The following is a 16187-nucleotide window of genomic DNA, read 5'->3' as shown; positions in this document are numbered from 1 at the left end:
CGTATAATTTTTTTATTATGAATCTCCTCCAACAAGCCGAAGCATTTGTCTCAGAATTACTCAAAGATAAACTTTCTAAATCATTTACCTACCATAATTTAGGACATACTCAGGACGTGGTAGCAGGAGTTGGTGCAATTATTGGTCTGGAAAATATAAGCCCAGAGGACAAAGAAGCGCTTTTGGTTGCTGCTTGGTTTCATGATACGGGATATACCAAAGGATGCCAGAATCATGAAGAATCAAGTGTTTTAATCGCTTCTGGTTTTTTGAAGGACAAGCATCAATCTCATGACTTTATTGCCAAAGTAAGTATGCTCATCCAAGCAACGGTATATGATTATCAGCCTCAAAATAGTTTGGAAAAAATAATCAGAGATGCTGATTATGCTCATTTTGGAAGTGTAGAATACAATAAAATTTGTGAGCAATTACGTGAAGAATGGAAAGTTACTATTCAAAAGGATTTTACAAATCAAGAATGGTCTCGTGAGAATCTTTATTTTATGGAGAATAAACATCAGTATCATTCTAAATATGCCTTAGAATACTGGCAACCCATAAAAGAACAGAATATTAAAATGATTAAAGAAAAGATGAAAATGGGTGAGGAACAAGCTATGGTTGTGAAAAAAGTAAAAAAGAAAAAAAGTAAAAAAGAAAAACCAGACCGTGGTATTGATACGCTTTTCCGAATCACATTGAGCAATCATACTCGATTGAGTGGTATTGCAGATAGTAAAGCCAATATTTTACTATCCGTAAATGCAATTATTATTTCGATAGCATTGTCTTCTATTATTCCAAAATTAGACAGTCCTAACAATGCGCATTTGATAATTCCAACATTTATCTTGTTGATGTTTAGTGTGGTATCGATAATTTTTGCTATTTTGTCTACTAGACCAAAGGTAACTACAGGAACTTTTACTCGTGAAGATATCGAAGCTCAAAAGGTTAATTTACTTTTTTTTGGTAACTTTTACAAAATGCCCCTTGATGAATACCAGTGGGCAGTGAATGAATTGATGAAAGACCGTAATTATTTATACAATTCCATGATTAAAGATTTGTACTTTTTGGGAATTGTACTCGAAAAAAAATACAGATTACTTAGAATTACTTATAACATTTTTATGATCGGAATTATTGTTTCGGTGATTGCTTTTGTGTTGGCATTTAATTCAGTTTTAGTTTAATTCATTCAATAATTCTTGGTACGTGTAATCGGTTTTATGATTAACATCGGTATTGAGGACTTTGATACGTATGGCTTTTAGTCCAGAAACACCTTGTAATTCTTCTACATCAAACTTTTCTATTTCGGGTTCAATTATTTTCTTAAATTGTAAATACTGAATGTATTTTAAATATTCGGTTTCTTCACTTTGATGCGAATACACGATGGTTATTTTTTCTTTTTGTGTTATGCGTTCCAAAGTGCCTTTGATATTGGCTTTGTCTATTCGTTTTTTAACTACCTCATAGCGCGCATTATAAGTACCGTCTACGTCAAAACGTTTCTCATCCATCCTAAAACGAATGGATAATGGAGAACTAAAGACCAAAATCAAAGAGGTAACCTCCAATTCATAAGGCAATAAAGGTTTCAATCGGTGGTGTTCGAGTTCCATCTTGCATAAAGTTTGCAATTGCCATAAACGTAGATTGTTGAGATACATCATATCAAATGGTAGATTTGGATTGATGCTTTGTCCTATGTATAAATTGTGTTCTACTCCATCTGTTTTAAAACGTTCAAAGTAGTGTGGATAATTTTGTTGCGCTTCAATTTGTTCTTTGTCTAAAACCGATGCCATTTTTTTATTAATGATAGACATGGCATCATCAAATTTCCGGCGCGCATGGTAAAAGAGTTCTGTTTTCTCGTCCAATTCATTAAAGTAATTGTTAATCAATACTTGTAGTTTCGTATCATTTTTAGAATTTATTAAAATAGGATGAATCTCTTTTTGAATATACAGTTGAATTTGTTGTTCCGTATCAGCTTTTAATTCGATCAATAATTCTTTCGAAAAAGAAAATAATTCAAATTTACGCTGTTCTAGTAATTCCAATTTACTATTGGTAGTCAAATAGTCTAAAATTTGTATCAATTGATTAATCTGATTTCTTAAATCTTCTTTAACCGTTTCGTTTCGATGATTCGAAGAACTTTTAATATCAATTTGTCCGTAAAGAGGATAGACCTCTTTGAAGACAATAGCTTTAAATATGTAATCTTTATTTGGGGCTTGAATCTGAAAATATTTCTGGGCTTCTTTTCTGAATTTCCAATACACACTAGGATGTATAGAAGTATATTCTCTTTGAATAATGGCTTCGATTTGGTTTTGTAAATCGATGTTATAGCGTTCAATTGTTTCAATTACATATGGTAACAGCAAATCAAGATTGTTGGCGTTAATGCTATTCAAAATTTTTGGTTGTGACGAAATTAGTTCAATAACTCCAAGTAATTTATCATTATTAATCACAGGGGCTAGTATACAACTCTTGATGTTTTGTTTGGACAAATGGTTTGCGAAGGCAGTATTATTGATGGTGAAACGATCAACATCAGATATTATAAAAGGTTTTTTTTCGGTAATCAAAGCACTTAAGGCACATCCAAAGATAGAATTTTCACATAATTTTTCTTCTTCTTTTTCGAGAAGGATATAGCTGTTCTTTTCAGTATTGTTGCTAAAAGGGGGGGTTGTGAATTTATTTTCTTCTTCGTTATACAAAACAAAGCCTAGTTTTAAATCAGGAATTTTAAAAATGGTTCTAAAGATGGTTTGAATATCATCATCATTGCTACTTTCTTGTACATCCGATCGCAGTAAGCTAGTTTTTAGGTTAGAGATGGCACTTTCGACCGATGCATCAAATAGAGATATAATTCCGAAACCTTTTAAAATCCAACTGCTGGGAGGAAATTTAGTTTTCCATAAAGCAATATCATCATAATTATCCATCAATAAATCAATGTCCTCTTGGTTCAATATCACAGATTGTGGAGTAGGTATGATTTCCATAAAATCGGCATTGTACAAAATACGGTAATGTTTCAAAATTCCGTTAGCATCTGGAATATCATAAAATAATGGTTTGTTGTAATCCAATTTTTGTCCGTACTGACTGTTGAGAATCAAAATGCAACTCATGATGTAGAGTTGGTCATCACTATAATTACGAATTGCCATATCAAACGATGTTCCTGCATTTTTTAAAATAGAAGTAAAACGATCGGTAAAATTAAAGGTTAAATTCTGAAAGGGAATTGTAATTGCTTTAATTTCATTCTTGGATAATGCCGTAGGAAATAAATCGGATAATAAGTTTTTGATTAACTCCTTATGTTTTTTGATTGTTTCATAATCTACAATTCCGGTTTTTAATTCGGGGACTTTTTCCACTTCTTCCAATAATGCTTTTGCGTAATTGGAACGGTAATCGATATTGGTTAAAGCAATTTCTTCTAAAGACGCAATTAATTTGTGAAAAGAGATATGAGTGCTAAATGGACTTTCAGTAAATATAGGATGATTCATTTTTATTTTCTTTAGGGTCAAATAATAACCAGAAATAGGTAGTAAGAGGCAATTGTTTTTGAAGGTGTAAAAGTAAAAAAAAAACCCCAATTACGTTGGTAACTGGAGTTTCGATTTTTCTTAGGATGGTATTTTTGTTTTTGAATCTAAAAGGTTAAAATAATTATAGTGAAAAGTTTCAGGCCTGCATCTACTTAAAAAGAACAAACGTATATTAAACTCCGTATGATTTTTGGAAATGTAAAAGTAATTAATTTTTCGTTAAATCGTTGTTTTTTACCGATTAAATACTTTAAAATTTATTTAGTAGTTGTTTTTTAATACAAAAACAATGATTCTGTAAAAATATCCTTAACACAGATGATTAAGGATATTTTTGTATTAAATGAAATAGTTTATGATTTTTGTTCTTTGTTGAAGTAAACAAGATAGTAATACATTTGTTTTTCCTCATCCCAACCTTTTTCTACAAATTTCTCTGCACTTTCGGGGTTGATAAAGTCCATTTTAATCTGGATATTGGTATCCAAGTTAATTACGTTTTTGATAGACTTACGCGCATCACTTACTGCTGCATTGGCAATTGGGAAACTAGTAACATCTTCAATACTGTATTTTTCACCTTTGTCAACCTTATAATTCTTAAATTCTGGAATCAATTCGGGGTTATCAATTACTTCGTTCAAGAAGTTTGTTTCATCAAACTGATCATTTTTCGCAAAATAATTCACAGAACGGTTCATAAACATTACTTCTTCTTTTTTATCCTCGGCCGGAAAAACGACATCTTTAGCAAATCCTTGACAAAATTTCAAGTATTTTTTGGTGATAAAGTTTTCATCTTCAAAAGCGTCTACATTCAAAAAGTGCTCCAACCAGTAGCGCGCATCATAACGATTGCTATCAACGGTTAAAATTTTGAAACCTTCTTCTTTTTTATGATTAAAGATAATGCAACCTTTGTCCAATTTATTCAAATTGATACCGTGCTGTAAAATCATTTCCAAGTGCGTATCTTTTTCTTCAAACTGCAAAAAGTCGGCTTGCAATTCACTTTTGAAAATCCCGATAGCATCAACAGGGGTATTATCAATATTCACATTTGTCAAATAAGTTACATAAACCTCACCGTTTTTAATATGTGGATGATTGGATTGTTCAAATAAATGTGTAGTGATTTTTTTTGAAACCTCATGTATGTTGGCAGGATTGTCAAAAATCTCACAAGCCAATTTGTACATGTCATTATAATCTAAATCTACTTCATGAGCAAACTGATAGTAGTTTTCTTCTTTCTCTCTAAAAGGTTTTAAGAAAAATTCCTTGATCAACGGCACGATTTCATCCTGAAGATTAAAAGGCTGTTCTGATAAAAATAATGCTTCGTTACGACTTTTATTTCCTACTCTGTGAATAGAAAGCGTATCGATGTGGGTGTTGAATAAGTTGATCATTTTTTTGTAGTTTCTGAGATACTAAGTCGTAAAGTTTCTAAGATGTTATTTGTTTTCCTTTAATTTTTTAAGGAACGCAATTAGCATTCTTTCTATTTCTCGGCTATCCTCATATAATTTGTTAAATTCTTCGGTATTTAAATATAAAATGTTCTTAGCGATTTCAAGCTGTGTCTGTAGCTCAAATAGAGAACCTATGGAAATATTTATAAATCTAATTAATTGGGGTTACTATCTCTTCCAATACCTTCAGCGATATTACTTGGAATTGAAACAGTGCATCGTCTTAACTGCGACGTTAACCCAAATATTTCTTCTTTGGGGAATTTTGTGTACTAGTATAAATCTTTGTTGTAAGTGACATGGCTTTTTGCCATACCAAAAGCTTTCTAAAATTGCTCATTTTAATTAATTTATAAGTTTTGAACTTACAAGTTATAAAAAAATGAAACATAATATGTGAAAACTTAGCAACTCAGATTCTTAGTAACTTAGCAACTTAATAAAACTAATTCCACAAATCCTCAGAGCCATAGTCTTCGAAGCTATCATCACCACCAAACATATCTAGATCATCTTCGTCTAGTCCGTCTTCGTAGTCATTGGCAAAATCATCTGCGTTATCAGCTTCAAAATTTTTCTCCATAGCTTCGTCAGGCATTTCACCGTGTGAGAATAAGGCTTCAGGATAATGAGTACCTGCTTCTTGTTCTTCAATGGCAGCCAATTCGACCAAAAAAGTCCACATGTTGATAAAATCATATACATAGATGATTTTTGTATTCTCATCGTCTAGTAAGTCAGAGAGTTTGTAGTCGCTCATCGTCTTTTGTTCCCCAAGCACATCTCCCGTGTCAAAAAGAGCAATCTCATCTTCTTGATTCCATGTTTCGTCACAAGTATAAAACGAAGCAACTTCCAAACCATCAAATCCAAAGGAGTTGAAAATTGCGTTGTGTAAATCCTCTAAAGTATCATCATCAAGGATGGCAATGTCTCTGAAAATATCTTCTTCTGCATCTAGAATTACTCTGAATTTGTAAACCATAATCGTTGTTTTAATGAGAGGTCAAAGGTAAAATTAAATTTTAGAATACATTTTACGAATCGTCTTTTGTTAATAAATTTTAAAAACAGACATAATTGCAATGTTTACTTCTTTTGATTAATTCTTTTTCGAAAATTGTGGTAGTTCCTGTGGAATCTGTTGTTTGAAGGGTAACTTCTATGCTCCGTTACATTGTTTACGATCAAAGCAACAAACAATAAAATTAATACACCACTTAATACAGGAGAAATTACATACCAATATCCTAAACTTTTTATATGTGATGATCCAGTTACTGCTATTAACGCTGTAGCTCCACCTGGTGGGTGTAATGTTTTTGTAAGTTGCATCAATATTATCGAAAGTGAAACTGATAAGGCTGCCGTTAACCAAATAATATCAGGTATAAATTTAGCAACAGTAACTCCTACAATTGCAGAGATAACATGACCTCCAATTAAATTACGAGGTTGCGCCAGCGGACTTTGAATAATTCCATAAATCAAAACAGATGAAGCGCCAAAGGATCCTATCAAAAATAACACATCCGAATCTGGAAGCGTTTGAGATTGTAAATATGCAAGAATTCCTATTCCAACAAAGGATCCAATAAAGGACCAAAATTGTTCTCTGAAGTCAATTAAAGTCTCCTTATATATTATGTACTTGGTTTTTTGATATCCTTTTTTAATATATTTCGTTGGCATTTTATTTTGTTGTATTAGGGATAAAAGTGTAAACAGTATGTGGGAAAATCATCTTAGCTGTATATTTTGACACAAAGCAAACAATCAGAATTGGAACAAATAACACATAATTATTGGTCAATCCCAAGGTCAAAAACAATGCTGTGAAAGGTGCGTCGATACTTGCACTCAATACAGCTGCCATTCCAAGGACCATAAAGTTTAAAACAATTACCTCGCTATTAAAAAAATGGTTCAAACACAAACCAGTTAGCAACCCCAAAAAAGCACCAATGAAAAGGCTAGGGGCAAAAACACCACCGTCTCCACCAGATGCTAATGTTATAGAAGTGACAATAGGTTTTAGAATCAATAATGCTACAAGACTCAATGCAACCGAAACCGTGAGTGAAATTTGTGTGGGAGTATTAATGATGGCTTTTATCGAATGATATCCTTCACCATATAATTCTGGGAATAAAATTAAAGAAGCACTAAGAATAACAGAACCCAAGATAATTTTGTAAAAATGAGTATTTATTTTTAAAAATTGACCTTTGATAAAAAGGACACTTTTGGTAAGATACACTGCATTCATTCCAGCCAAAATTCCAAGTAAAATAAAATAAGGGATGGCTTTGAGGTGCCAAGTACTAATATTGATTGCAAATAAAGGTGGCTCATTGATCAAGTTAAGTAAACCAAAAGCGATCGCAACTGCTATTCCAGTCGTTAAAATAAAGACTTGAGAGACCTTTTTTGAAATAACCTCATAAGCAAACAATAACCCAGCAATTGGACTACCAAATAATGCTGTAATACCAGCAGCTACACCAGCACAAATGAGCTCAGTTTTATATTGTCTAAAAAAGTTTTTCTTTTGCTGTGCCACAGAACCAATTGTTGCAGTTGCAACTACCGTCGAAATTTCGATTCCTGTAGAACCACCAAATATCACTGTCAAAAAACCATTAATAAAATGTGATGGAATTTTATAATTCGGAAGGTTTTTGGATTTAGAATCGGTACTTTCAAAAACTTCTTTAATACCTTTGTTCTCTTTCTTTTTGAATAAATATTGACGTAAAAAATAGATTGTAGAAAAACCCATGAATGGAAATACTAAGTAGAAAATAATGTTAGCATTGGCTCTTTCAAAGAATATTCCTTCATAGTATTCAGTAGCATTCTTTAATAGTATACCCAAAAAACAAGACAAAAAGCCAATTAAAATAGAGACAAGTACTAGTTTTCTGAAAATGATATAATGATAATTTTTTTTAATCGTAGCCGTTTTAGTCATCGAGTAACTGATTTTGATTTTTTTTTACGTTTGCAAATTTATAAAATCAAAAAAGGTTTTGTTTGTAAATTAACATTTATTAATGTTTCATTAATAAAATCAATTGTATTCTATGAACAGAATCCTTAAATAGCAAACAAAAACAAATTGCTATTGATTTAATTTCCGAATTACCTTAGCCGGATTTCCTACGGCCAATGTATTCTCCGGAATATCCTTGGTAACCACAGAACCAGCCCCGATTACACACCCTTTTCCAATTGTAATTCCAGGGCAAATCACCGAGTTTCCACCAATCCAGCAATCGTCGCCTATGGTGATGGGTAAAGCACTTTCATGTGTTCTTCGCAATATGGCATCAAGTGGGTGAGTAGCCGTGTACAAATGCACACCAGGAGCAAAAAACACATTCGAGCCAATTGTAATTGGTGCGCAATCGAGTACCACACAATTTACATTAAAATAAACATTCTCTCCGCAATAAATGTTGTATCCATAATCACAGTGAAAAGGCGGCTCTATATAAAATTTATCACCTGTATTCGGGATCAATTCTTGAATAATTTCTCGAGCTTTTTTGGTAATTCGGTACTCCGTGATATTCAGTCTATGCAACAAATTCTTTGCACGTCGACGGTCTTTTATAAGTGTGGCATCAACAGCTGAATAATGTTCTCCCGTAATCATTTTTTCTTTTTCGGTCATCATATTATACTATAAAAAATCATTAGTTCATATTTTAGAGTTTGCGCTCCAAAAAAAACGATTGCTAATGGTGTCGGGCGGGTTATACCTTATCCTCTTTTTTGAGATACAAAAACCTTAAAAAAGGATTTTTACAGTTATCCCTCATGCAAAATACCGTCATATACCATCGCGTTTGGATGTAAATATAGTACCTCCTTTCCAATAAAGATAGTGCTTGTTGTCAAATTTCCTTCAAAGAGAGGAAATCCGTTTTTAATACTTCCTATATTTTTTAGAAAAATGTCTCTCCCATAGACACTGAAGGTAATTCTGGTCAGAATAAAATTGAAATCTCCTAAATAACCCTTGGTTGGGAAGTTGGAATTATTAAAAAAAAAGAAAAATAGCGTATGAAGTACCAATTTTTTTATAGTATTAAAACCCTTTTTTAGGATTGGACTTTTTTAATAAGTGGTCTAGGTTTAATAAAGACTATAATCCGAAGGTTAAAAATTGTTAAAATAAGGTATTTTACTTAAAGTAATCTATCTTTGCAAACTCAAAAATAACAACGACAAACAATGCTTAAAGTTCAGAATATATCTTTTGCATACACAGATAAGCCAGTAATTCAAAACGTTAATTTTGCTATAGATAAAGGTGAAAATATAGCGATAATTGGAGAGAGTGGTTGTGGTAAAAGTACCTTACTCAAGTTAATTTACGGGTTATATGATTTGGATGAAGGCAATCTTTTTTGGAATGATTTCGAAATACGAGGTCCCAAATTTTATTTAGTTCCTGGTATGCCTTTTATCAAATATCTATCTCAAGATTTTGATTTGATGCCTTATGTGACTGTTGCCGAAAATGTGGGTAAATTTTTATCTAATGTGCATCAAGATCAAAAAAATGCTAGAATTCAAGAACTGTTAGAAATTGTCGAAATGACCGAATTTGCAGATGTCAAAGCAAAACTATTAAGTGGAGGGCAACAACAACGTGTGGCTTTGGCTCGTGCCTTGGCATTAGAACCAGAGATACTTTTGTTGGATGAACCCTTTAGTCATATTGATAACTTTAGAAAAAATGCCTTACGCCGTAATTTATTTGCTTACCTAAAAGGAAAAGGAGTTACCTGCATCGTTGCTACCCATGACAGTACAGATGCGCTATCTTTTGCCGATCAAACTATCGTTTTATTTGATGGTAAGATGGTAACAATGGGGAACTCAGTTGATTTGTACAATGTACCAGCCAATAAATATGTAGCATCCCTTTTTGGAGAAGTAAACGAAGTGCAATTGTCTAATTTGGTCATAATTGACGATGAAGATAAAACTCTTTTACTATATCCTCATCAACTCAAATTGGTTGATAACGGCCTGATGAAGGTGGTGGTAAAGCAATCGTATTTCAAAGGAAGTTATTATTTGATTAAAGCAGTTTATAATCGAAAAGTCGTTTTCTTTGAGCATGATGTTGCCTTAGAATTCAATCAAGAAGTTAGCTTAATGATTGCATAAGGTTGTTTTATTCGAAAAATAAATGAATATTTGATCAAAAAATAGTAATTTGTAGTTAGCTAACTAATATAAATGTAATTATGTTTCACTCCAAAATAACAGGCTTGGGATTCTATGTCCCGCCAAATGTCGTCACCAATGACGATTTGTCAAAAACGATAGACACCAACGATGCTTGGATTCAAGAAAGAACTGGAATTCAAGAGCGTCGTCACATTATAAAAGGTGAAGATACTACTACCACAATGGGAGTAAAAGCAGCCGAAATTGCTATTGAGCGTGCAGGTGTAGCCAAAGAGGATATTGATTTTGTTGTTTTTGCTACGTTAAGTCCAGATTACTATTTTCCAGGACCAGGAGTTTTGGTACAACGTGATTTAGGTTTACGTACGGTAGGAGCATTAGATGTACGTAACCAATGTTCAGGTTTTATTTATGCATTATCTGTTGCAGATCAATACATTAAAACCGGAATGTACAAAAACATTTTGGTCATCGGGTCTGAGGTACATTCTACAGGATTGGACATGACTACAAGAGGACGATCTGTTTCTGTTATTTTTGGTGATGGTGCAGGTGCAGCAGTACTAAGCCGTGAAGAAGATTTGACTAAAGGAATTCTATCTACACATTTACATTCTGAGGGAGTTCATGCCGAAGAGTTATCTTTGAAAGCACCAGGAATGGGCGGACGTTGGGTAACTGATATTCTTGCAGACAACGATCCAGATGACGAAAGCTACTACCCATACATGAATGGTCAATTTGTATTCAAAAATGCAGTGGTACGTTTTAGCGAAGTAATCAACGAAGGATTAGCGGCCAATAATTTGACGGTTTCAGACATTGATATGTTGATTCCGCATCAAGCCAATTTGAGAATTTCACAATTCATTCAAGGTAAGTTTAAACTGAATGATGACCAAGTTTTTAATAATATTCAAAAATACGGAAACACAACGGCAGCTTCTATTCCGATTGCATTAACCGAAGCTTGGGAACAAGGAAAAATAAAAGAAGGAGACACTCTTGTTTTAGCCGCTTTCGGTAGTGGTTTTACATGGGCTAGTGCGATTATCAAATGGTAATTTAGTTCACTTTTTATAAATACACAAAAGGCTTCAAAGTAATTTGAAGCCTTTTTTATTTCCAACGCGTGATTTAGTACTAATTCATTTTTAAATGTATTCGTTCGAAATTGTTTTTGATTGCTAAGGGCAAAAGAAAATTAAACCTTTATATCCGTTCGTAATTATGTTACCACAAGATAATTTTTAGAAACCACCGCTGCTACTAGCTTCATTAGAATCTCTTTGTTTTCTTTGTACAGCCTTGTTTTTTCCTGATCCAAAGCGGTAATTAAATCCTAAGTAAGCCGTTTGACTTTCCCACTTAAAGCGTCCTGCAGATGTGTATGGGCGATCGGTTGTGAAGGAGAATTTCATGCTATTGAAGATGTCACTCATACGAGCTGTTATGGTTCCGTTACCTTTTAAGATGGTATAACTGGTCCCGAAATCCATTTTCCACATCGGATTGTTTTTAAACTGCAAACTCAAATCTTGACCACGATACATTCCAAATAAGGTGAACTGCAATTCTTTGCTAGCTTTGAAGGTATTGTTAATACGTGCATTAAAATTGGTTGCGTTCAGGGATACAAATTCATAATTTCCAGGAGTGGTTTCTACAGTTCCCTGTACTTTTTTCATGTAAGCGTCTAGGCTTATGTTTGCAGACCACCATTTTCTAAAATTTAAATTTGCTGATGTTTCCACACCGTACGCATTATTGGTGTTGAAGTTGTCGTAGGATAGTATTTGTTTGTTTTCGTTTATAGGATTCGTGTACAGTACGCGGGTAATCTCATCTTCGATTATTCGATAAAAAACACTTGAATTAATAGTTCCTAATCCTATTTTTCGACTGTAATTTAGTTCAAATGAATTCGTAAATTGCGGAATCAAAAAGGGGTTTCCTTGTGAGTCTATCGTTGCAGTACTCCATTGGCGTATTGGATTTACTTGTCCAATACTTGGTCTGTCTATTCGACGAGAATAATTAATGGTAAAGGTATTTTTGTCAGACATGGTATAAGACAAGAATGCCGAAGGATACATATTGAATAAGTTATTGGTAAAAGGACTATCTGCCGTAGCTACTTGTTTAAAAAGTGCATCTACTTCATAATTCTCAAAACGTGTTCCAGCTTGAGCGCTCCATTTTTTCCATTGTTTACCAATAGTAAAGTAGGCCGACATAATTTTTCGATCGTATTTAAAATCAGATTGGTAGTTGTTGTTCAATAACAAATTGTTAGACGTTTTCTCGATGCGACTTTCCAATCCTAATTCTAGTTTTACAGTTTCGGTCAATGTGTTTACGTAATCTAGGTTGGTAAGGTAGTTTTTGCTGTCAATACCAATATCGTTAGAAAAACTGTTGAGAACACTATTGTCTACTTGGTTCAAATTGGTATACAGCGCAAATTCAGGTTCGTTGGACTGGCTTATATTCGATTCCAATTCTATAGTATGACCTTCTTTTTTGAATTTATGTTTAAAGTCTACATTATAAGTAGGAGAGTTGCTTTTGTCTTTCGAATCAAAAAGTTGCAGTTGGTCAATATTGGTCGTGTTATTTTTGTAATCAACTACTGTTTGTCCATAATTATCAGTTTTGTAAACACCTTGATTGGTGTAAAAAGATAAGGTATTGTTGTCATTGATGTAATAATCGACACCAATTTTGGCTAGGTGAGAGGTGTATTTACTGTTGAAATTGAATAACTGAATGTTTTCTTTGTCTAGTTCTGAACTCTCGATTCTTCCTCGGTTGGTGTTTTGGCCGTAGTTGAAACCATAATTAGTGTAGAAATTGAATTTCCCAGAACGATAATTTAGATCGAAAGCTTGATTACTTTTAGGTGTACGTCCCATTGTGAAACTACTAGAAATACTACCGTTAAAACCGACTTTCGTATTTTTATTTAGAATAATATTGATGATTCCGCTCATTCCCTCAGGATTGTATTTGGCAGAAGGGTTGGTAATCAACTCGATTTGCTTGATTGAGGTAGACGGAATTTGTTTTAGCACCTGAGCAGCATCCATTGTAGTTGGTTTACCATCGATCAAGATTTTTACATTCGAGTTTCCTCTCATACTTATAGCATTGGATTGTGGGTCCACACTCACAGACGGAATATTGTTCATGATGTCGCCGGCAGTTGCTCCCATAGACAAGAGATCTTTCCCGATGGTGACTACTTTTCGATCAATCTTTTGCTCAATAGTAGATTTTTCATTGATAATTTCTACACTCTTTAGGGCTATGGCATCTTCTTCGAGAATAATCGTGTTGAGGTTATATGTTTTTTGTCCACTACTTACTTGTACTTCTTTCTGGAAGTTTTTGTAACCAATAAAATTGATTTCGACCATAAAGCTTTTGGTACTAATTTTTTTAATTTCAAAAGTTCCATTGTCTGTCGTAACTCCGCTTGCAATTATTTTGCCAGCTACTTTGATTAACACATTGGCATACGGAATGGTTTGTTTGCTTCCTTTGTCAATCACTTTTCCCGAGACGGTGACTTTATCTTCAGTGACTATTTCACTTGTATTAGTTTGGGCCTGGATGGAGAATAGGAGTCCAAATTGACAGATTAAAAAGAGGTGTAATTTTTTCATGGTGATGCTGTTTTGATTCTTATGTTGGTTGTTGATGGAGCAAATGTAATTGTTTTTTAGATAGTATCATGTATTACATAGTACTATTTTGTTTTTTATTTTAAAAATTTATGATAGGGTAACATCGCGCATTCTTTTGGTTAATACAATTTATCTTGCGTTGCGATTTTCAATTTGCTACATAATACCTATCTTTGCGCACTTTTAAAACACAGTTTACATGTCATTACAAGAGATTCTTAGTCCGTTTATTACAAAAGCCATTCAAGAGTTGTTTGGAGTAGCCATTGAAAAATTCGAATTTCAATCCACTCGCAAAGAGTTTGAGGGTGATATTACGATGGTTATTTTTCCATTATTAAAAGTGGTAAAGGGTAATCCAGTAGAATTAGGAAATAAAATAGGGAACTATTTGGTCGAAAATGTCGAGGCCGTTAGCAAGTTTAACGTAGTCTCTGGGTTTTTGAATATTGTGATTTCAGACGCGTATTATTTGGGTTTTTTCAACCAAATTAGAACGGTAGAGCAATTTGGCTTTCAATCTCCAAAAGAAGGCGATACAGCGGTAATGGTCGAATATTCGTCACCAAACACCAACAAACCCTTGCATCTTGGACACGTACGTAACAATTTATTAGGATACTCAGTTGCAGAGATTATCAAAGCATCGGGTAAAAAAGTATACAAAACACAAATCATCAACGATAGAGGAATCCATATTTGCAAATCCATGTTGGCTTGGCAAAAATTTGGTAATGAGTCTACTCCAGAATCTACAGGATTAAAAGGAGACAAACTAGTTGGTAATTTTTATGTAGCGTTTGACAAAGCCTACAAAGAAGAAATAAGCCAGCTAATGGCAGCAGGAAAAACCGAAGACGAAGCAAAAAAACAAGCGCCAATTATTCTAGAAGCACAAGAAATGCTTTTAAAATGGGAAGCGGGCGATGAAGCAGTGATCGCACTTTGGAAAAAAATGAACCAATGGGTTTATGACGGTTTTGCAACCACATACAAAACAATGGGTGTAGACTTTGATAGTTTTTACTACGAAAGCAATACCTATTTGTTGGGTAAAGACGTAGTTCAAATTGGATTAGACAAAGGCATATTTGAAAAAGATCCAGACGGATCGGTTTGGATTGATTTGACCGACGAAGGTTTGGACCGTAAAATTGTCTTGCGTTCAGACGGTACAGCCGTGTACATGACCCAAGATATTGGTACCGCCATTCAGCGTGTAAAAGACATGCCAGACGTAGGCGGAATGGTCTACACCGTAGGTAATGAGCAAGATTATCACTTTAAAGTATTGTTCTTAATTTTGAAAAAATTAGGATTTGACTGGGCTGCAAATCTGTTTCATTTGTCATACGGAATGGTAGATTTGCCATCAGGAAAAATGAAATCTCGTGAAGGTACAGTTGTAGATGCCGATGATTTGATGGAAGAAATGACCGCTACAGCTCAAAAAATCGCCGAAGATTTAGGTAAATTAGAAGAGTATTCGAAAGAAGAAAAAGCCAATTTGTATCAAACCATCGGTTTAGGTGCCTTAAAATATTACATCTTAAAGGTAGATCCAAAGAAAAGAATCCTCTTCAATCCCGAAGAATCAGTAGATTTTGCAGGAAACACGGGGCCTTTCATACAGTACACCTACGCACGTATACAGTCGATCATTCGCAAAGCAACATTTGACTATTCACAAGATGCATCAGTGGTTGAATTGCACGAAAAAGAAAAAGAATTAATCAAGCAATTGGAGTTGTTTCCAGAGGTGATTCAAAACGCTGCCAACAATCACAGTCCAGCATTGATAGCCAATTTCACCTATGACTTGGTTCGTGAGTACAACTCATTCTACCAAGCCGTGCCTATTTTGGGAGAGGCCGATGCAAACAAAAAAGCCTTCAGAGTTCAGCTTTCAAAACGAGTGGCCGATACAATCGCAGATACTTTCAAGTTATTAGGTATCAGTGTACCGGCTAGAATGTAAAATAATATTTTGGGCGTGCCCACAAAAAAAAAAATGGCTAAGCAGTTTGCGGAGGGCACTGAAAAAGTCTTTCTAATAAATTGACACATAAAAAGGAGTAGATATCTATGGATTTCTACTCCTTTTTTCTTATATTTAAATCTAATTATAAGTGTTTTTTAGATGTTAGTACAACAACAAACAATACAATTCAGCGAGTATTCTTCGTTGTATGATTTAATAGTTCCAAAAGAAA

The 16187-nt window shown here is 33.8% G+C and carries 13 protein-coding genes; 4 read left to right on the top strand and 9 right to left on the bottom strand.

The features are described from left to right. The first annotated feature begins 17 nt into the window (after window positions 1-17). Window positions 18-1199: a Pycsar system effector family protein gene (locus M2326_RS08810; RefSeq protein ID WP_264619196.1), complete on the top strand. Its 1182-nt coding sequence runs from the start codon at window positions 18-20 to the stop codon at window positions 1197-1199. On the opposite strand, the gene M2326_RS08805 is transcribed toward M2326_RS08810, so the two are convergent. From M2326_RS08805 to M2326_RS08775, 8 genes are all read right to left on the bottom strand, one after another. Then, the gene (locus tag M2326_RS08805; RefSeq protein WP_264619195.1) at window positions 1191-3557 is read right to left on the bottom strand and encodes a GAF domain-containing protein; all 2367 of its coding nucleotides are present in this window, start codon (window positions 3555-3557) and stop codon (window positions 1191-1193) included. The two genes, M2326_RS08810 and M2326_RS08805, sit on opposite strands and share 9 nt — an antisense overlap. A gap of 395 nt (window positions 3558-3952) precedes the next feature. Beyond that, window positions 3953-5011 (bottom strand): nucleoid-associated protein, encoded by a 1059-nt coding sequence (locus M2326_RS08800; protein WP_264619194.1) that lies wholly within the window; start codon window positions 5009-5011, stop codon window positions 3953-3955. A gap of 45 nt (window positions 5012-5056) precedes the next feature. Further along, a complete protein-coding gene (locus M2326_RS17545; protein ID WP_319800833.1) occupies window positions 5057-5173 on the bottom strand; it encodes a four helix bundle protein in 117 nt (38 codons plus the stop codon). A 56-nt stretch (window positions 5174-5229) separates the two neighbouring features. After that, complete coding sequence (locus M2326_RS17540; protein WP_319800832.1) at window positions 5230-5322, bottom strand: four helix bundle protein; 93 nt, start codon at window positions 5320-5322, stop codon at window positions 5230-5232. A gap of 197 nt (window positions 5323-5519) precedes the next feature. Then, window positions 5520-6059, bottom strand: coding sequence for a plasmid pRiA4b ORF-3 family protein (locus tag M2326_RS08790; protein ID WP_264619193.1), 540 nt, complete (start codon window positions 6057-6059; stop codon window positions 5520-5522). 104 nt (window positions 6060-6163) lie between these two features. Next, window positions 6164-6766 (bottom strand): HPP family protein, encoded by a 603-nt coding sequence (locus tag M2326_RS08785; protein ID WP_264619192.1) that lies wholly within the window; start codon window positions 6764-6766, stop codon window positions 6164-6166. A gap of 1 nt (window position 6767) precedes the next feature. After that, window positions 6768-8048, bottom strand: coding sequence for a chloride channel protein (locus M2326_RS08780; RefSeq protein WP_264619191.1), 1281 nt, complete (start codon window positions 8046-8048; stop codon window positions 6768-6770). A 150-nt stretch (window positions 8049-8198) separates the two neighbouring features. Beyond that, window positions 8199-8756, bottom strand: coding sequence for a sugar O-acetyltransferase (locus tag M2326_RS08775; RefSeq protein WP_264619190.1), 558 nt, complete (start codon window positions 8754-8756; stop codon window positions 8199-8201). 560 nt (window positions 8757-9316) lie between these two features. Between M2326_RS08775 and M2326_RS08770 the strand changes: the two genes are divergently transcribed. Beyond that, window positions 9317-10261 (top strand): ABC transporter ATP-binding protein, encoded by a 945-nt coding sequence (locus M2326_RS08770; RefSeq protein WP_264619189.1) that lies wholly within the window; start codon window positions 9317-9319, stop codon window positions 10259-10261. 80 nt (window positions 10262-10341) lie between these two features. Beyond that, on the top strand, window positions 10342-11349 hold the full coding sequence (locus M2326_RS08765) for a 3-oxoacyl-ACP synthase III family protein (RefSeq protein WP_264619188.1): 1008 nt from the start codon (window positions 10342-10344) through the stop codon (window positions 11347-11349). Window positions 11350-11535: 186 nt separating this feature from the next. Here the strand turns inward: M2326_RS08765 and M2326_RS08760 are convergent, their stop codons facing one another. Beyond that, on the bottom strand, window positions 11536-13953 hold the full coding sequence (locus M2326_RS08760) for a TonB-dependent receptor (RefSeq protein ID WP_264619187.1): 2418 nt from the start codon (window positions 13951-13953) through the stop codon (window positions 11536-11538). Between the two features lie 220 nt (window positions 13954-14173). Here M2326_RS08760 and argS point away from each other — a divergent pair, with 220 nt between their 5' ends. Further along, a complete protein-coding gene (gene argS, locus M2326_RS08755; protein WP_264619186.1) occupies window positions 14174-15952 on the top strand; it encodes an arginine--tRNA ligase in 1779 nt (592 codons plus the stop codon). The last annotated feature ends 235 nt before the right edge of the window (window positions 15953-16187 follow it).

Source organism: Flavobacterium psychraerolatum (assembly GCF_025960985.1).
In the GTDB taxonomy this organism is placed as follows: domain Bacteria; phylum Bacteroidota; class Bacteroidia; order Flavobacteriales; family Flavobacteriaceae; genus Flavobacterium.
The sequence above is the reverse complement of the archived record's forward strand: the minus strand, read 5'-3'. Positions and strand labels throughout refer to the sequence as shown.